This is a genomic window from Rhodococcus oxybenzonivorans (assembly GCF_003130705.1).
In the GTDB taxonomy this organism is placed as follows: domain Bacteria; phylum Actinomycetota; class Actinomycetes; order Mycobacteriales; family Mycobacteriaceae; genus Rhodococcus_F; species Rhodococcus_F oxybenzonivorans.
In genome coordinates, this window is sequence record NZ_CP021355.1 from 902405 (window position 1) to 920257 (window position 17853).

General features: G+C 64.2%; 16 protein-coding genes and 1 pseudogene. 9 read left to right on the plus strand and 8 right to left on the minus strand.

Going from position 1 to position 17853, the window contains the following annotated elements; translation table 11 throughout:
- Window positions 1-519: 519 nt before the first annotated feature.
- Window positions 520-1161: an RES family NAD+ phosphorylase gene (locus tag CBI38_RS35255; RefSeq protein ID WP_230990363.1), complete on the minus strand. Its 642-nt coding sequence runs from the start codon at window positions 1159-1161 to the stop codon at window positions 520-522.
- Window positions 1158-1664 (minus strand): hypothetical protein, encoded by a 507-nt coding sequence (locus tag CBI38_RS35260; protein ID WP_109336014.1) that lies wholly within the window; start codon window positions 1662-1664, stop codon window positions 1158-1160. The genes CBI38_RS35255 and CBI38_RS35260 overlap by 4 nt, the downstream gene beginning before the upstream one ends.
- A 291-nt stretch (window positions 1665-1955) precedes the next feature.
- On the opposite strand from CBI38_RS35260, the gene CBI38_RS35265 reads away from it, so the two are divergent.
- Window positions 1956-2669 carry an HNH endonuclease family protein gene (locus tag CBI38_RS35265; protein WP_109336015.1) on the plus strand — a complete coding sequence of 238 codons (714 nt, stop codon included), beginning with the start codon at window positions 1956-1958 and terminating at the stop codon, window positions 2667-2669.
- Between the two features lie 114 nt (window positions 2670-2783).
- Here the strand turns inward: CBI38_RS35265 and CBI38_RS35270 are convergent, their stop codons facing one another.
- Complete coding sequence (locus CBI38_RS35270) at window positions 2784-3374, minus strand: helicase associated domain-containing protein (protein WP_109336016.1); 591 nt, start codon at window positions 3372-3374, stop codon at window positions 2784-2786.
- Window positions 3375-4646: 1272 nt separating this feature from the next.
- On the opposite strand from CBI38_RS35270, the gene CBI38_RS35275 reads away from it, so the two are divergent.
- The 4 genes and pseudogenes from CBI38_RS35275 (at window position 4647) to CBI38_RS35290 (ending at window position 7645) form a co-directional block, all read left to right on the plus strand.
- Complete coding sequence (locus tag CBI38_RS35275) at window positions 4647-6137, plus strand: ribbon-helix-helix domain-containing protein (protein WP_230990364.1); 1491 nt, start codon at window positions 4647-4649, stop codon at window positions 6135-6137.
- Between the two features lie 552 nt (window positions 6138-6689).
- Window positions 6690-7038: pseudogene (locus CBI38_RS35285) on the plus strand (histone-like nucleoid-structuring protein Lsr2).
- 54 nt (window positions 7039-7092) lie between these two features.
- Window positions 7093-7317 carry a hypothetical protein gene (locus tag CBI38_RS38175; RefSeq protein ID WP_162603395.1) on the plus strand — a complete coding sequence of 75 codons (225 nt, stop codon included), beginning with the start codon at window positions 7093-7095 and terminating at the stop codon, window positions 7315-7317.
- 91 nt (window positions 7318-7408) lie between these two features.
- A complete protein-coding gene (locus CBI38_RS35290) occupies window positions 7409-7645 on the plus strand; it encodes a hypothetical protein (protein ID WP_109336017.1) in 237 nt (78 codons plus the stop codon).
- A gap of 780 nt (window positions 7646-8425) precedes the next feature.
- Here the strand turns inward: CBI38_RS35290 and CBI38_RS35295 are convergent.
- Together CBI38_RS35295 and CBI38_RS39875 are read right to left on the minus strand one after the other, a co-directional pair.
- A complete protein-coding gene (locus CBI38_RS35295) occupies window positions 8426-8911 on the minus strand; it encodes an amidohydrolase family protein (protein ID WP_230990441.1) in 486 nt (161 codons plus the stop codon).
- On the minus strand, window positions 8886-9320 hold the full coding sequence (locus tag CBI38_RS39875) for a hypothetical protein (RefSeq protein ID WP_230990365.1): 435 nt from the start codon (window positions 9318-9320) through the stop codon (window positions 8886-8888). The genes CBI38_RS35295 and CBI38_RS39875 overlap by 26 nt, the downstream gene beginning before the upstream one ends.
- A 222-nt stretch (window positions 9321-9542) precedes the next feature.
- Between CBI38_RS39875 and CBI38_RS38180 the strand changes: the two genes are divergently transcribed.
- Entirely contained in the window at window positions 9543-10244 is a 702-nt protein-coding gene (locus CBI38_RS38180; protein WP_162603396.1) for a hypothetical protein, read from the plus strand.
- A gap of 674 nt (window positions 10245-10918) precedes the next feature.
- Here CBI38_RS38180 and CBI38_RS35310 read toward each other — a convergent pair.
- Window positions 10919-11161: a DUF3263 domain-containing protein gene (locus CBI38_RS35310; protein WP_109336019.1), complete on the minus strand. Its 243-nt coding sequence runs from the start codon at window positions 11159-11161 to the stop codon at window positions 10919-10921.
- A gap of 507 nt (window positions 11162-11668) precedes the next feature.
- On the opposite strand from CBI38_RS35310, the gene CBI38_RS35315 reads away from it, so the two are divergent.
- From CBI38_RS35315 to CBI38_RS35325, 3 genes are all read left to right on the plus strand, one after another.
- Window positions 11669-12601 carry an alpha/beta hydrolase gene (locus CBI38_RS35315; protein WP_335743644.1) on the plus strand — a complete coding sequence of 311 codons (933 nt, stop codon included), beginning with the start codon at window positions 11669-11671 and terminating at the stop codon, window positions 12599-12601.
- Between the two features lie 176 nt (window positions 12602-12777).
- Window positions 12778-13092 carry a DMT family transporter gene (locus CBI38_RS35320; RefSeq protein ID WP_109336020.1) on the plus strand — a complete coding sequence of 105 codons (315 nt, stop codon included), beginning with the start codon at window positions 12778-12780 and terminating at the stop codon, window positions 13090-13092.
- A gap of 5 nt (window positions 13093-13097) precedes the next feature.
- The gene (locus tag CBI38_RS35325) at window positions 13098-13469 is read left to right on the plus strand and encodes a DMT family transporter (RefSeq protein ID WP_109336021.1); all 372 of its coding nucleotides are present in this window, start codon (window positions 13098-13100) and stop codon (window positions 13467-13469) included.
- Window positions 13470-13563: 94 nt separating this feature from the next.
- On the opposite strand, the gene CBI38_RS35330 is transcribed toward CBI38_RS35325, so the two are convergent.
- Together CBI38_RS35330 and CBI38_RS35335 are read right to left on the minus strand one after the other, a co-directional pair.
- Window positions 13564-16938, minus strand: a complete 3375-nt coding sequence (locus tag CBI38_RS35330; RefSeq protein ID WP_109336022.1) for a serine/threonine-protein kinase — start codon at window positions 16936-16938, stop codon at window positions 13564-13566.
- Between the two features lie 221 nt (window positions 16939-17159).
- Window positions 17160-17762: a TetR/AcrR family transcriptional regulator gene (locus CBI38_RS35335; RefSeq protein ID WP_109336023.1), complete on the minus strand. Its 603-nt coding sequence runs from the start codon at window positions 17760-17762 to the stop codon at window positions 17160-17162.
- Window positions 17763-17853 lie beyond the last annotated feature (91 nt).

The following is a 17853-nucleotide window of genomic DNA, read 5'->3' on the forward strand; positions in this document are numbered from 1 at the left end:
TGCGTCGGGTGGTCCGGTCGTCTGTGGTGCGACGCCGGATGTGCCGATCAAGGGCAACCTTCCATCACTGCCCCGACCCGGTGGCAATTTTGCCGTGCACCGGGACCAGCGACTGTGACTGGGCCCAGCGGCTTCTCGCGGGGCCGTGCCATCGATTAAAGAGAGAATTTAGCACTCTCGATGGTTGAGTGCTAATGATTTGTCCGGTCGGCTTGGCGACCATCGGGTCGGATCAGTCATCGGGTGGGGCGTCGAGTTCTCGTGGATCAGGTGGCAAGGCCAGTCCTCGTCGTTCGGCGTTTCGTTGTCGGTAGAGCTCGAGTTCCCATCGGACGAAGTCGTCGAGATTCGGGTCATCGGGGCGCATCGTCATACTCGGTTGGACGCGCGCAGCAGCAAGCCGGTTCCATCCTTGTAGAAATTGTCCGGCAGACTGCTGGACAAATTTCGCACGTCCCCTGCCCCCACCCTCCTTCTCGAGCGGCTTGGGGTCAGCCTCGGATAGTCAGGGTGGTTGCGTCACAGTGAATGTGGGATGGGGAGAACGGTGATCCCGGTGTCCTGTTGAAGTTCCTGCATCAGGTTGCGGCGCTCGATGAGGGGGTTGGTCGCGATGACCGAGTAGACGGGTGATTGTGCCCCCTCGGCGGGGCGGGCGCCGGCGGTATCGAACAACGCGAGGCACGCGTGGGTGTGGGCGAGGTCGTGCCGTGCCCAGTACCGGATGCCGTCGAACCCTGCTGCGTGGAGCGCGGATGCCCACGTCTGGGTCAGTTGGTAGTTCCCGGTCGTGAAGATCTCGGCGGTGACCCCAAACTGGGCGGCCGTGTTCGAGGTCAGGTCCGCCAGCATCCGGTCGGTGGTTACCTGCATGCGCGAGACCGCGCGGGCGGTGAGTTCGGTACTCGGGATCACCCGCATCCCACCCCAGGTTTCGAGGAGGGTGATCTGCTCGGATTCGGCGGTGTAGCAGGTGCCCTGGGTGTCGGCGAGGTCGAACCTGCCGTACCCGGCGTTGGCGAACCACAGCGGTCCGTGTTCAGCGCCGTGACACCGGAACACCTCCGTCCCGGCGGGGCAGAGCCAAGACGGGAACCGGTCGTGCAGGTGTTCCGGTGGTGAGGGTGCGAGCAGGTGCAGAGCAGTGCGGGGTGAACTCACGCGGCGAGCCGCCCGGTGGCCGCACGAGCAAGATCGACCACTGAAGGCCCATCCCCGTCGAGCAACGCCTGCCGCGGCGTCCTGCCGCCGAGCTCGGGTTGTTCGGTCATCATCCAGGACGCGGCCATCCACCCGGTACCGTCGGCGTCCGCCCACACCCGCAGGACATCCTTGACCCCGAGGATGGGGCGGGCCGGAGCGGCACCGTCGAACCCCGCGACGGAGTATCCGGCGGAGCCGTCCTCGGCCTTGAGGCGCAGGACTCGATGATCACGCACCGCCTGGCTTAGCGCCTGCTTCGTCCAGCCGGTCACCTCGAGGACCTGCTTGTGGGTGAGGATCGCCCCGATGTGGTTCTCCCAGGCGCGGCGGGCCTTCAGCCCGGAGAGCACACCGCGGATCCCGTTCTCGACGTACGCGGCGTCGCCCGGGTTCAGCTCGGTCTGGTCGAGACCGCTGGCGGCGAGCTCGGCGGCCACGATATCCCGCAGTGGTGTGCTCATGCCTTGATCATTCTCGGTCAACGAGGTCAAGTCAACCAGGTCAAGCTGGAGTGGTGTGTGGAATGGGCGTCAGAACTTTGCAGAGGGAGCCGAGCATCAGGCGGGCCCGAGGTGACCGGTCGCAGTGCATTCGGTGTCGGCGGGCACGCACCGAACATCCGGCATCATCGTCCGGCTCGGTAACGCTGCGTCGCCCGCGGGTCCGCATCAGTCGGTCGCTCACACAGTTGTCGGAGGTACCCGCAATACTTGCGATCACACCAGCCCCACAGGTAACAGGAGACCAGACACATGCGCCATCGCCCCCGGACCGCCTTCCTCGCTCTCGGTGCGGTCACCGTCATCGGTCTGACCGGGTGCTCGGCCATCGCCGATGCAGATCCGGGCACCGGGTCACTCGGGGGCGCACCGGCCGCCCCCGCACCGGTCTTCGATGCGGCACCGGCGTTGGCGAAGCTCGACACCCTGGCGGTCAAGGGCCGCGCCCCGAAGACCGGCTACTCACGAGAGCAGTTCGGTCCATCGTGGTCCGACGACAACGGCGTCGAGGGCGGTCACAACGGCTGCGACACCCGCAACGACATCCTCCGCCGCGACCTGGTGGACCTGACCTACAAGACCAGTACGCGGGATTGTGTGGTGGCGACCGGCACCCTGCACGACACCTACACCGGCACCACCATCGCGTTCGTCCGCGGTCAGGACACCTCCACGGCGGTGCAGATCGATCACGTGGTCGCCCTGTCGGATGCGTGGCAGAAGGGCGCCCAGCAGCTCAGCCCGGAGCAGCGTCGCGACCTGGCCAACGACCCACGGAACCTGCAAGCCGTCGACGGGCCCACCAATTCGAAGAAGTCCGATTCCGACGCCGCTTCCTGGTTGCCGCCGAACAAGAGCTACCGGTGCACCTACGTCTCCCGGCAGATCGACGTCAAAGCCCTCTACGGGCTCTGGGTGACCCAGGCGGAGAAGGACGCAATGAGCCAGGTCCTGCACTCCTGCTAACAAACACCCTTCCTGGGTTCGGCCGCGAGGGCAGCGGTGGCCACCAACGCAACCCCGGTACAGGAGGACGCTCATCCAATCGCAGGAACAGCTTGGAGCTGGCGAGATTCGCGCTCAGATTCGCGTTTCCGCCGAAAGCTGCCGGTCGCGGCGATGGACTGCCGATCTGGTGTGCTGTGCCGGCGTTCGCGGCCCCCGCGGCCGTGGACCAGGGTAGACCCCGAGAGCGGCGAGCGGACGACGTTCGTCCTCGGGCAACGAGTCGGCACGCCACTTCTTGACCGCCCGATAGAGCCACTGACCTACCTGTTCACCGTCGGCTGTGACATAGTTCGCGGGCACCAGCGCATTGCCGTGCTCTTCTCGGTAGGCAGCGATTTCGGTAAGCATCCGCCGCCGCTTGCTGTCGGCGCATGACACAGTCGGAAGTGGGACATCGTCGTCATCGCTCCACACGAACCCAATCGCATCGAGTTGCTGAATGCGTTGGGGCGGCAGGGTACCGAGCATGCGGGCAACCCGCTGGCGCTCCTGCCATCGGCCCAGTCGAAAACCGCACTCGGCGACGTAGTCGACGGGCATCACGCTTCGGGGATCATGCCGGCGAAACGCAGCGTAGAGGCGCAGAGGTGAGGCGGAGGCCCGGGTTGCTCGCACCGAGATCGCATCCTTGTGAGAGCCGTAAAGCGTTGTCCGGATAGTCATCACTTCAAGTATGTCAACTAGTTTGACGACTTGTCACCAAAGTCGAGCAATGTTGGATCGAAAAATGCTGCGAATCAAATGAACCACCCACTCGCACACCCGGACGCAGAGATGCTCGACCTCCTCACCCGCCGCCTGGAGGGGCGTTGGGCATCTTCGGCATCTTCTCGCCGCTCGGAATCTGCGTTCAGCATCCTGTGACTGTGACCGGGGAATCACCAGGAACCGGGGCGTTCCCGCACCCCGGCGGGTCCGGCACGTTCACTGGAATAACCTGTCGGCCGGGCGCATCAGGTGTTGCTCCCGTCAGCGCGAGCGCCCCCGGGCGCAGTCACCGCGACGATCGGCGCCGGGTATATCGACGCCCTCGACGGATGCATCCTCCCTTAGCCGTCCTCGACTGTTGTCCGATCCGCAGGTGGGTGGCGCCCACGCCTTAACTCGCTGGAGGGGACGTGTCATGTCCACGGGTAGTGATGTATTTCTTTCGGACGCGACGGGTGGCGTGACTCCACTGCGGAGTGGCCTGTGCGGCGACTGCCGGAGCGGGACCGCGTGCACCGCGGGATCGCAGGCGGATGGAACGGTCGCAGCCCGTTGTAATGGGGTCCGGTGTTGTCGGCGGCACCGAGGGTTAGCAGTCAACGGCGTTGGGGCGGGATGCCCGCAACTGGGATCCCACCCGCGCGTGTCACACGTCACACACCGGTTTGGGAACCTTGCGCGCCTTTGAGACCTCCCACTTGTGTATCGAACAGGAGCGCAACTGGCCGTCCAGTCCCGAGTTTGTTGTGGGGCCGCAATCTATCCCGGTTGGTCAGACACTGACATCGAGCACGCGGAACCGGCGCGCGAGCCACTCCTATGTCACAACAGAAGGCGAGCATCACATGAAGAAGATCATGCGCGGAGCGATTCTGACTGCTGTCGCAGCAGGCATCACACTCGGCGCGGTCAACGCAGCGCGCCGAACCGGTAGATGATCAGCTGCGTGTGAAGGCCGCGTGCGAATCAATTGCCGCGCAGTACACCCGTTTCGGCGAGGGCCAGCCGGGCTGGCGCCGTCACTCAGGCGGCCTGCCGCGGCGGGGCGGTGTTCCCGGGGTGGAGTACAGAACTGGCAGCGTTGCCGTCGAGGTGGAAGGTGATGAGCGAGAAGAGCATGGGCCGGGTACCGGTGGGTGATCCGATCCCGCTGCGGTTCGATCCGACCACCAAGCAACGGCTCGAGGAGTTAGCCGCCGGCATCGGTCCGCGTCGATTCGGGCGCTGGTGCGGGTCGCCGCACGACGACTTCTCGCGGACCCTGATCGGCTGCCGGATGCACTGGTCCAGGCCCGCCGGGCCTCCGCAGAGGCCCGCCGCATCATCTGGGCGGAGCGACCGCTGGATCTCGACCCCGAAGCCGGCACTCGCCTCAACCAGCTCGCCCGCGAGTTCCACACCGACCGGAGCTCGATCGTCCGTGTCGCTCTGCACCGCTTCCTCACCGGGGCAGGCCGTTTCCGGCACCCGGTGCTCCGCGAAGATGCCCGCACCGATCTGAGCTGCCGCATCCGCGTGTACGTCAACCGCTCCACGCTGGTCCGCCTCGACTGGCTGATCGGCCGCAACGGTGACGTCCTCACCTCCGCTGCGATCCGGGTCGCGGTACGCCGACTCCTCGACGATCCGGAAGCCCTCGTCGCCGACCTGGCCACGATCGGCGCCGCCCGCGACCTGACCCCGGAAGACCTCGGCCCTCGCACGAACGTGCACTTCGACGACGACCTGCGCCAGCAACTCGATGCCCTCGCCGGGCAGCTCGACTCCGACCGCGCCGAACTCATGCGCCTGGCAGCCCGCCAACTGCTGGCGAACCCGCGTGACCTCGACCAGGCGGTCACCGAGGAGATCTACCGCGGGGGCGCCAACCGGGCAAAGCTCCTCGCCCGGAACACCCGCCGCCAGCAGACCGCGGCCGCAAACCAGGCCCCCCGCACGCCCGCCGTCCGCAAGGCGCCCAGCCCGCAAGGCAACCCGTTCGGGAAACGGCATGTCTTCCGGTTCGATGTGGACACCAAACGCCGCCTCGAAGAGCTGGCGAACGAATACGGTCCCCGCCGGATCTCCGCGCTGCTCCGCGTCGGGATCCGCAGACTCATCGGGTCCCCGCACGCCGATGTCGACCTCGCGCAGGCCCGCCGGGTGGCCGCCCAGGTACGGGCGCTTCCGCACGACCCGGTGACCCTGAAACTGGACTCGCCGACGGCGGCCCGCTTCCGCGCCCTCGCCGCCCGCCACGAGGCGTCGCCGCGGGACCTGGTCGCGGTCGCGGTGCACCGCTTCCTCGCCGCCCCCGGGCACTATCGGCCGACCCTGATCGACGAGGCCGCCGCATCCGGGCTCGACGAGAAGTTCAAGGTGTCGCTCTGCCCATCCGTCCGCCGCGACATCGAGCGGCTCGCCGACCGGCAGGGGAGTCGGTTGGCCTCTGCGTTGGTGCGGGTTGCGGTGCGCCGGCTCCTGGACAACCCTGGCGACCTCGCGGGCGACCTGAAGACCGTTGCGCCGGTGCACGACCTGCGACCGCCACCGCCCACCGCCCGGATCGACGTCGCCCTCGACGACGAACTCCTCGCACACCTCGACGCCCTCGCTGAACGGCTCGGCTCGGACCGTCAGGAACTGGTGTATCTGGCCGCCAAACGCATCCTCCGCTTCCATCACAACATCGAAAACCGGATGCTCGACGAGATGTTCCGCGCCCAGAACAACCGTTAGCACCTGCTGGCCAAACATGCCCGCCGCGAGCGGATTCGTCGGATGGACCGCGGCAGCGACACCTGACCTGGGAGAATGGGCGGTGTGTCGGGCCCGCACCACCGGAGGATGCCATGTCTCGGTTTCTGCGCCTCACCCTCGTCGCGGCGGCCACAGCGGCTGCGGCGATGTCTCTAACCGCGGCGCCCGCACACGCCGCACCGCCCGTCCCGGGTGGATGCGCATGGTAGAGTTTCGTCATTGGCGGGCTGTCGACGTGTGCACCGAGTTCGGTGAATTCCCATCAAGTGGAGGTGGTGTGCCATCTGCTCGGCGGATTCCCCTATATGGACTTTTCCGTGTGGGGGCCGGCGGTGCCCACCTCCCTGCCGTCGATCGCGCTGTGCCCGCCGCTTCACGTTGGACTCGGCGGCACCGTGCACGCCCGATAGCTCCGGCGCGCCCAGTGAACTGCGGAAATGACACGTCCCCGGGGTCGGTCCGCCCGATCGGCCGCCGCCGCCAGTAGGGTTCTGCCTGCTGTATCGAGAAGCCGTGAGAGATCGGGGAACTGTGGCGCGCAAAGTAGTTGTCGAACTGGTCGACGACATCGACGGAACCATCTTCGGCGAGGACGGGGAGAACATCACCTTTTCCGTCAACGGGGTGGACTACGAAATTGATTTGAAAGACAAGCACGCCAGCAAGTTTCACTAGAAGATCGGATTCTTCATCGGACACGTCACCCGAGTCGGTGGCCGCAAACGACGCTTGGATCGGCCCGTCGCCCCGGACGCCCCGCCGCGGGGGAGGGGGGAACTCCAAGGAGATTCGCGCCTGGGCGGCCGAACATGGCTACGAAATCTCCTCGCGCGGGCGCATTCCCACCGAGGTCGAGCAGGCGTTCCAGGACGCCCACTGACACCCAGTAGTGGGCATGTAGCGTGGGATTCCGACATGACACAGGGGTTTGACGGTGAACGAAACCGACCAAGGGAACACGAGAGCGCGTGATTGGCTGCTGTCCGGCGTGCTGGATTTGCGCGTGAGCCTGGGCCTGGGTGCTTGCGTTCTTCTGCTGGCGGTCATCGGGACGTCGAACAACGGTCCGGGGTTGGTTACTGCGATCGTGGTGGTGTGTCTAGCTGCCAGTGTCATCGCATTCGTCGCTGCCGTGACGAGGGGGGCGAAGGATCGTTGACCCGATCGCTGCGTAACCCCTGGTATCGGGCTCGGTGCGCCGAGCGGCGAGCGAGCATTGGCTGACCACCGGCAGCCGCGGGTTACGTGGCATGACGGGTGAGCCGGTGGAACTCAGCGACACCGAGGCCGCCACCGTCCTCGCTGCCCTAGTCGAAACCACCGGCGGTCGGTGGCCGGCCCACCCTGCACGCATTGTCCGCGCACTTCGCCGGCTCGGCATCGACGGCAATGCCGAGCAGATGGCCGCAGTAATAACCGCTCTGGTGAGCGACCCGGCCTGGCCGCACCGTGCCCGCGAGATTACGTCCGGCGCATCGGACTGGTAGGCCGGAACGGCTCATTCACCTGGGGGGATGACATGTCCCCATCGCTACGGGGTTGAGGAGGCGTTGTACCGATCCGCCTCTTCCCGGCGATACACAGCGCAGGAGGTCGTTGTCATGCTCAGCTCGTCCTAGTGGTTCCCGAAATCATCCGCATCCTGAACGGAGCATTCGCGTGGTGGGAATCGCTCCCTTTCCGCTGACCCGGAGGTGATAACGATGGTTCCGATCCCCCGTACGGGTTGGGAACAAGCTGGATGGTGTGGACACTTTGGCTGGTGCCCATAATTCTCTGGTGGAACTCCTGGCACTGACCCAGTACCTACTGCGCCGCCGGCGATGGACGGGCGGTGACGGCCGTGCGGTTGTCGTGATTCTGTAATCAGCGTCGAGTTCGGCAGAATTGGGGTTGACCTGCGATGACGACAGGTCGCCAGGAAAGGATGAGGCGAGCGCCGGAGTGTGTGCGGGTTCGTTTGACCGGTTGCCGGATGGATTTGCCCTTTTCAGCTGGCAGTGGAGTACCCGACTCGCACTGAGAGCTGTCGGACGGTTTCACGTGTCACTGACGGATTCCATGAGTCAGGTGTGGATTCGGCTTGTTCGTGATGGATTCCGTTACTTGCCTGCCGCTGTCGGCCCTTCGATATTCCTCATCGTTCAGCCGAAAGAGCCGCTCGGTATCTGCAGCTGTCTCACGGTGTGTGGATCGTCGGCGACGGTCTTGCGGCCGGTCGCTCGTCGATGAGCTTGTTCTGGTGCGGGCTGGTGATGCTCAGAGTTTCAGTAATGCTTGGGCGTGGGTGCGGGCGATCTTGATGTGGTCGTTGTCGTTGATTCGAGTCGGTCGAACCATTCCGCAGCTTCGCGCATGTCCTCGAACGGGTAGTCGGCGGAGAACAGCAATCGGTCGGCACCGACTTCTTGGATGGTGTTCAGCAGCGCCGGGGTGCGGAAGTTCGCGCTGGTGGTGAGGTAGAAGTTGGTGCGGAGGTAGTGGCCGAACGAGTGCTGGATGTCGATGCCCCGCGGTGCCACTGCGCTGCGGTGGTCGGTGCGCCAGATGTTGAAGGGCAGCAGCTCACCGAGGTGGCCGAGGATGATGTTCAGGTTTGGGTGCCGGTCGAACAAGCCGCTCCCCATCAGGCGGAGGGCGTGGGTTCCGGTTTCGACGGAGAACGCCCACGCGGACCCGTAGAGCCAGGGGTGGCCGTGGTACTGCGGCGTGGTGGACTCGAGCGGGTCACGCGGGTGCAGATAGACGGGAATATCGAGTTCCTCGACAGTGGACCAGAATTCGGCGTATCGGGGGCGTCGAGGTAGACGACGGTGTTCTCGTCACCGACCTGGGAGAATCCGTTGACGAGGGTGCCGACGAGGCCGAGTTCGGTGACGGCGCGGCGTATTTCGGCGTGGTCGCGGCGGCGGGGTCCTGCATGGGTAGTGCAGGTGCGTGCGGGTCGAGGTCATCGATCGATTCGTCGCGATTCATGATCGTCAGCGTCGTATGCCGGTCGAGGAGGGACCGCACCATGATCCCGGGTGTGTTCCAATCCTCGACTTTCCGGGAACGGAACAGCATGCGGTCACCGCTGTCGTCGAACAGGTGACCGTTCAGTTGCGCGATCTCGCGGCGGTACTTGCGCTTGATCTGCGCCAACAGCTTGTTCGCCGTCACTGTCGCTTCTCATCATCTCGCGCCGTTGGGCGTCTCTCGTGATCCGTGACACCGCACGTTTTCGCCCAGCGTGGATCCTGATGACCGATGGCCACCGGATAGCCCAGGAGGCACCCGTCTGTCCGGTGTGCGCGGCCGCGGGAACATTCCGGAATGTCGCCGCATCTAGAAGCCCACGGGAGATCCGCTCCCAGGCACCTGGAAAGGGACATTGCGATTCCAATGACGACTCCCGCTGAGAACACTGACACCGCCCCGGCCGCCGTCCCTGTGCCCGTACCGACCCCCATCCCGGCCTCGGCCCCCGAAGCGGACCCGTTGGCCGACGTCGGGATCGACCTGGCAAGCCTTCTCGGCGAGGGTTCGGCCGATGTGTCGACCTTGGAAATCGACGGCGGCATATCCGGCGCCGGCGGCATATCCGGCGCCGGCGGTGTGCAGATGAGTGCCGGCGTCGAGGCGTTCGTGAGCGCCCCCGCGGGTATCCCGCAGGTCGGTGCCGGTGTAGGTGCGCAGTTCGCGGCAGAAGGCGAATTCGATACCTACGGTAGCTACGAAGACGTCGACGTCAGCACGGACGCCGATGCCGGCACAACCGATGTGTCCGCAGAGGTGATCGACGGTGGCGTGTCCGGAGAGGCCGGGATCGAGGTCGGCGGCGAGTTCGGAGTCGACTTCCAGCCGGTAAATGGTGGGATCCCCGAGATCGGCATCGAAGCCGGTGGCGAGTTCGGCACATACGGCGGCTACGACGTGCACGGAGGTTACGAGCAGATCGATGCCCACCACCAGAGCGAGGACGCCATATGTCGGCTGACCATGGCGCCTTCAACCCTAGCAGCACCAGAACCGCAGGACATTATGCCGGCTAGATGCCTAAGCGCTCTGTGTTGTCTCTCGTCGCCCTGCACTGGATGCCCTTGAACGCGCCCCCGAGAGCTTAACCGCGCACAGTTCGAGCAGACCACGTCTAGTTGTGAATTCGACTCCGCCGAGCGCTCTCGCCATCAGTATGGCCTGGAGGCGCCGGTAGAACACTGTCGGAAGCAATCCAAACTCTGGAAGGATGTGCTCGTCTCCGCCTCCGTAGGGCGCCCAGCGCAGGGCGAAGGTAATCATGGCGACTTCATCTTGAGTCATGGTCACTCGCATTTCGAGAATCAGGTGGACTGCGGAGAACTTGAAGCAAACCACTGCTGAAAGCGTGTGACAGTCTCCCTCAGGATTATCTCTGTACCCCGTTCGAGATATGTTCCGGCTCACAGTGAATGATGGAGCTCTGAACGGTGAGTTGAAATTTCTTGTCGTTCAACGTGTGGGAGCCCATCACGTCGGTAGACCCCTGCGTCGATTGGTTCGTCGACTCCTCGTGTTGAGAACCAACTCAGTGGTCGGTAGCGATGCGTAGCGTACACAAGACAATTGGTGCAGTGAGTTTTTCGTTTCGAAGCCGCCGGGATGTGGACTCACTTCGCGGGACCCGCTAACGGCGTCGGTGGTCGGCTCACCCCCGAATTAGTCCCGGGGCAGCGAGGTGCATGTGCGGCAGCGCGGTCCGGCGGCCCCGTCGCGGAGTGTCCCATTGCCGGGCCACGTGGCTACGCGGTCGGGGCGGGCCGTGAGGCGCGTACGGACACGAAACGACGGAGGTCGTCGCGGAAGTTGGGATCGAGTTGGTTGGCTGTCGGTCCTGCCAGGATGCTGTCCAGTCTCGCGATGTAGCAGGCTGGAGTCATGCCGAACTCGACCAGGAGGTCGCCGGTTGTACCACCGCCGTAGGGAAGCCATTGGCGCGCGAACTCGATGATCCTCATGTCTTCGATAGCAGAGTCGTCGATCACGGTTTTACCTCCAACCGTCATACCTGGACAAACGCGGAGAGATGAGTCTTTCCGACCGAGTTGTTCCGGGTGGGTGCCCTTGGCCCCGGTCAGGCTGTCGCCAGAATTGGATTGCCGTCTGATCTTCCTACCGAGTGCGCGAGACCATTTGATCTGTCTAGTGCACCAGCGCGTGGACTGGACTGCAACTCCTTATAGGAAGGATCCCCCTGTTGGGGAGTGTTTTTCCCCCTTGGGGGGAGTCCGGTCAGGTGATGTGAGCCATATCTTGAGAGATGTCTTGGTACGGCGTTTGGGTCTATGTACCTCAAATCCCGGCATGTTCATCCCTGGAAGTTTGGAGTACCGATGTCAGCCGTCAGCTCGGTAGAACCGCCCGGGGAGGGGGTTGGTGTTGTCGGAGGGAACCACACTCGAAGGGTGGGGACCGAATCGGATTTCTTGACACGTTCGAGTTTCTTTCCTGGCAACAGCATTCAGTCAAAGCTTCTGACACACGCGTTACGTGTGACGGTCAAACCTGCGCTCGGTGTGTGGGCACACGTTCCGAGCGCACGTTGGGCCGCGCGGGTGGTTGACCAGGCCGCGCGCGTGCTACCCCCACTCGATGGGGTCGGGCATCGTCGTGTGCGCTTGGCGGATTGCGACGCGGATTGGATCCAGGCGCACAACGCCGACCTGCGCAGCGTGGTCCTCTACCTTCACGGCGGGGGGTTCCTGACCGGTGGCCTCAATACGCACCGCCGTCTTGCCTCTCGGATTTCGCAGTCGGCCGACGCCAGCGTGCTCAGCGTCAACTATCGACTGATGCCCACGCATGCGATAGGGGACGCCGTCGCCGACGGGATCGCCGGCTATCGCTGGTTGCTTGCACGAGGATTCTCCCCGACCCAGATCGTCATCTCCGGTGATTCCGCCGGCGGATATCTCGCGTTCATGGTGGCACTGGCACTCGCCGACCTGGATCTGCCGAGGCCTGCCGGTCTGGTCGCATTGTCACCGCTCACCGACTTGGACCCGACCGTCAAGTTGCAGCATCCCGCGTCTGCGCAATGCCCGATCCTTCCCAGTTCGGCGCTGGTGGCGCTGACCGCCCTCACCGAGCGCGTGGAGTGCCGTACTCGTGGCGTTTCGGGGCTGCCTTTGTCTCCTGTCGATGCAGATCTGCGCGGGCTTCCGCCAGTACTACTTCAGGTCGGATCCAGAGACATGCTGTATCCCGATGCGCGGCTGATGTTCGAGTGCCTTACCGATGCCGGGGTCCCGGTTGCCCTCGAGATATGGGATGGCCAGTTCCACGTCTTTCATGTGGCTGCGGATCTTCTGCCTGAGGCACGCAGGGCAATTGAGCGTGTCGCGGAGTTCATTCGCGCGGTGACCACCGTTCGAACCGGCGATTCGGCACCTGATCCCCTCGGTTCGGACCGCGAGATCGCTTGACGCAATCGGTACGGGCGATGCTCCGGGATCGAACCTCCACAGCAGATCGCTAGCGCGGTGTGACAGCAAATCTGTGACGGCAAATCTGTGTGAGCAACATTTCGGCACGAGCCGCCACAGAGCGATCTGCGTGAAAGATACGGCAAAACCCTCACGATGGATGGGAATCGATTTCAATGGCGTGGTTGTTGCTCGTTACAGCGATTGTTCTCGAGGTTGCGGCTACGAGCATGCTGCCGCTCACTCACGAGTTCACCCGAGTCCGGTTATCTGCTGCGGTGCTGGGGCTCTATGGAAGCGCCTTCTTTTTGTTGGCGAAGGCGGTCATCCAGATCGACATCGGTGTTGTGTACGCGCTGTGGTCGGCGCTGGGGACGGCGGCGGTGGTCGCACTCGGTGCCCTCTTCCACGGGGAACGTATCTCACGGGTCAAGATTGTCGGTCTCGCGCTGACCGTCGTTGGTATCGTCGCGATGAATTTTGGAGGGTAGGCGCCATGGGCTGGTCCTACCTCATGGGTGCGGTTGTCGTGGAAATCCTTGCCACAACCGGACTTCACTCGACTGAAGGGTTCACTCAGCCGATCCCAACGGTGGGGGTCCTCGCCGGGTACCTCCTGTCGTTCTTCTTCCTGTCGAAAGCGCTCAGATCGATCTCGCTCGGTGTCTCGTACGCGTTGTGGTCGGCAATAGGCACCGCCTCTATTGCGGTGGTCGGAGTGCTGCTGTTCGGCGATGCTGTGTCGGTCGCGCGCGTGGTTGGATTGATATGCATTGTGGCCGGGGTCGTCACTTTGAACATGGAGGCGGACCGCGAGTCCAGGCCTACCGTGCCCGTGGACGCCCGGCAGTCGGTGGAGTTCGACTGAGATCAATCGCGCAAAGCGTGGACCATCGCGATGCCGCGAGCGAGCGTTCCCGGGACGGAAGCGGCGCATCTTGGAGGACCACGTCTGGGTGCTGTCAGGTCGCGGCCAATATGTTGGCGATGCGTGCGTCCTCATCCAACAATATTTGAGTCAATCCGAGCTCCGTGCATCTCGCTGCGACCGGAGCCAGCACGGACCGCGCCTCCGTGAACCGCTCCGAGGCGGACAAGCACACCGCCAACAGTAATTTCGCGCGGATGAGCGCCCGGGGCCTGCCCTGTTTTTCGATGCTGAGCACGAGCTCTTTCGCCCGCGAACAGGCGTGCGCGACATCGTCGGAGGTACTCGCACCGAGCAGGATCCTGATCGAAGAGTCTTCGTCGAGTTCGGATGTGATGGTAGCGATCCCGTCTGCTTGCGGACGGTACGCGTTCAAGCCCATCAGTCGAGTGCGGACGTCTTCGCCGACGGGCAGCCCTGAGCGGATCCGCTCGTTGACCATCCGGGCGGCCAGACGTGGCAGCCGCAGCGATTCGGCAATCCTGGCGCCCTCCTCGAGTCGACGTTCGGCCTCTTCATGATGTCGGAGTGAGGCTTTGACCCGTGATCCGGTGCCGTAGGTGGCAAGCATGAATTCCACGAGGCCGCCACCCTCGGAACCGAGTTTGTAGCTTTCGTCGAGGAGTCGTTCGGCCTCTGTAATGTTTCCCATCTCGTAGAGAAGCGCTCCGAGCAAGGCTCCGGCGAGTCGTGCTGCATGGGCGTGGACGCCGGATTTCCCGGTCATCGCCACTGCGGATCGGAAGTAGTTCTCGGCCGCGGGAATATCGAGTTGTTCGTATGCCGCTGCGCCGGCCAGGCAGTATCCGTACATGACACTGAAGGGGCCGCTGGTTTGCGCATGATATGCGGCGGCCCAGTCCTGCCAACGGCGCGCTGCGTCGAAATCGAATGTGTAGAGGGCCACGAAGGAAGCGATGCTGCCGGCGCCCGACGCGAGGAAGGGCCGCACCGCATCCGGGTGGCGCAAACAATCGGCGACGAGTTCCTGCACCCCTGCGATCTCATCGGCGAAGAGTTTGCCGGATGCTTGGACGACGGCGGCTTCGACGCGAAGGGCATCAGTCGCGGTGTCGTCTGTCTGGGTGTTCGTGAGTGCGGCATCGAAGAGATCGAGGGCAGCTCTCATCTGTCGTGGACGCTGCATCAGTATGTTCGCCCACGCTATGTTCAATTGGAGTCGGGCACTTGTCACAGCAAGGTTCGGGGGAAGTTTCGCGACCAGGCCGAGGAGGGTTGTCATCCGCGAGTCCTCGATGAGTGTCATGCCGCCGTCTTCGACCAGCCGAAGGGCGTGGTCGGTGTCGCCGGCGGCAAGTGCGTTGTCGACAGCCTCGCTGAGCATGTTGTGGTCGGCAAACCAGTGCGCCGCGATCCGGTGGAGTTCTTCACGACGGCCCGGATGGAGGCGTTCGAGGCGGCGATGGAGGAGATCGGCGAACAGGTGGTGGTAGCGGAACCATTCCCTGTCGTCATCGATGCTTTGCAGAAACAGGTCTCGCCGTTCGATTTCCTCGAGCATCTCTTGGCCGGATGGAACGTGTGTCAGCATGCCGGCGAGGTCACCGCAGATCTTCTCCGTAATGGCTGTCGCCAGGAGGAACTCGAGGATGGTCGGCTCGAGTGTGCTCAGGACGTTCTCCACCAAATATTCGTGGATGGCATGGTGGCCTCCGGAAAGATGCGCGATGAAGTCCATGCGATCGCTGCGGCCGCGTAGCGACAGGGACGCCAGTTGCAGCGCCGCGACCCATCCGTCGGTCGATCTTCGAAGACTGCTCACTTCTTGGTCATCGAGTGTGAGTCCGTTGACGTCGACGAGGAATGCCCGGGATTCCGCGGTGTCGAAACGCATTGCCGTCGGCCCGATCTCGACGAGTTCGTCGCGTACTCGCATGAGGCTCAGCGGGAGACCGGATTGGGATCGTGTTGCGACGATCACCTGGACGTGATGGCATCCGTTCTCGAGCAGGAAGTTCATTGCCGCCACGGTGTCGGGCGAGGTCACCCGGTGCCAGTCGTCGATCACAATGGCGATCGCGTGGCCACTGTCGTGGATGTCGTTGATCAACGAGGGCAGCACATAGCGCGCTGCATCTTCGTAGTGGTCTTCGAGGATGCGCTCGAGGTCGGGCGCGGTCGTGGGCAGCGCGGTGTGGATCGCCTCCACCAGGTGGGACAGAAACCAGGTGACGTTGTTGTCATCGCGGTCGATGGTGAGCCAGGCGACGGGCATTCCCTCGGCTATCAGAGCGTGCCGCCATTGGGAGGCCAGGGTGCTCTTACCGAAACCTGCGGGGGCGTGGATCACTGTCAGGCGCCGCCCAGCGCCGGCGCGGAGGGTCTCGAGGAGTCGTCGGCGCTCGACCAATGGCCGTGCCGAGGTCGGGGGACGAAATTTCGTGGCGGCGGTGGGCGGGGTGTTCGGCATTGCTGCCGGGGTCTTCTCCGCGGGTGCCCCGCCGGTTCCGGGCGGGGGCGAGGTGGCTCGGAACGGATCGGCGGGCATCGCCATCGCGTCCATTTGCAGCCCGTGCAGGAGTTGGACCGTTCGAAGCTCGTTTCCGAATGCGTCGGCCGATGCTGGTCGATCGGCGGGAACGCCCGCCATGGCGTGTTCGATGGCGGTGCACACGTCGTCGGGAATGCCGTGCTCACGCAGGTCCGGGATCGGTTGATTGGTGACCCGCACGAACTGGGCAACCACCCCTTCCCGGGTGCGGCGCTCGAAGGCGGCGTGTCCAGTCATCAGGCAGAACAGCGTCGCACCGAGACCGTATACATCGGACGCGGGACTCGGTGGTTGGCCCTTGAGCACCTCGGGGGCGGTGAAGGCGGGGGTGCCGACGATGCTGCCCGCGGATGTTTCGAAATCGCCCCCGATCCGGGCGATGCCGAAGTCGGTCAGTTGCGGCTCGCCGTATCCCGTGATCAGGATGTTGGCGGGTTTGATGTCACGGTGGAGGATGCCCTCACGGTGAGCGGCCGCCAGAGCCCCGGCCAGTTTCACTCCGATCCCGAGCACGGTGGGCAACGGGAAGGGACCCTTCTGCCGAAGCAGGGTTTGGAGAGAACCGTGTTCGTGGTAGGGCATCACGAGAAAGAGGGAGCCGTTCGCGGTGACGCCGACGTGGAGAATTTGGACGATGTGGGGATGGCTGGAGAGTTTGCCCATGGCGCGTTGTTCTCGTACGAAGCGGGTGCGGTCGTCGGGTCCGACATCGGAGGTCAGCACTTTGACGGCGACCGGTCGATCGAGGGAACGCTCGGTGCAGCGATAGACCACCCCGAATCCTCCGCGTCCGACCTCCTGCGCATTCTCGAGTCCGGCCATGTCCAATTCGGTGGCGATATCGCGGCTCACATCGCGCTGAGTATTCGGCAGGTCGACTTCGTCGAACTCGTCCATCGGTGGCTCAATCCTCTATGCACTTCTACCTCTTTGTGGCAGGTCAGAGGGTGTGCCACGACTGTGGGCCTCGGCATTCGGGGCGAAGTCCGCCCGCGAGCGGTTCATGCGCACCTCCAACCAGTGTGATCCAACTCACATGCTAACTCAGTGCGATTCGGTGCTGTTCCCAAATCCGAGTGGACAGCAGGGGGTGGCGGCAGATCCCATCTGGTCAGCCGCTACCGGCGCCGCATTCCCTCGAAGGTCAGGCGTAGGACTGCCTCGGCGAGATCCTCGGCTGATCCTCCGGTTCGCGGCCGGTGCCACTCGATGAGCGAGTTGAGCATGCCGAACACAAGGCGGCCGGTGAGCGCGGGATCGATGCCTGGCCGAAGGTCTCCCTCCTCGGCGGCCCCGACGACGAGGTCCCGCACGAAGAGATCGAATTCCCGTCGACGGGCGAGGGCGCGGCGTTCCACGGGAGTGTTCCCACGAACGCGCAGCAGGAGGGTGACGTAGGGCAGTTCTGCGACCAGGATCTCGGCGGTGCGCCGGACGAGGTACTCGAGGCGGTCGATGTGTCGGCCGCTGGTGGCCTGCCGTTCGGTGGTGACGGCGAACAGTGCGTCGAGCGCCCGCGCCAAGGCTCGCTCCAGCAGTTCGGTCTTTCCTGAAACATGGTGGTAGATAGATGACTTCGTGATTCCCAGCCGCTGGGACAAGGCCTCCATGCTGGTGCCCTCGTACCCCTTGTCGTTGAAGACCGTCACGGTGACGGCGAGGAGGGAGTCGAGGTCATAGCCGGGTCGGCCGGGCCGCTGAGCGGGGTGTGCGGTCGTCATGGGTTACGGTCCTTCCCGGTGCGCCCGTGCGACGTTGCCGTGCCCGTCGAGATCGTCTGCCATGTCCGCTTTCGCCGAGGTGATGCTTCTC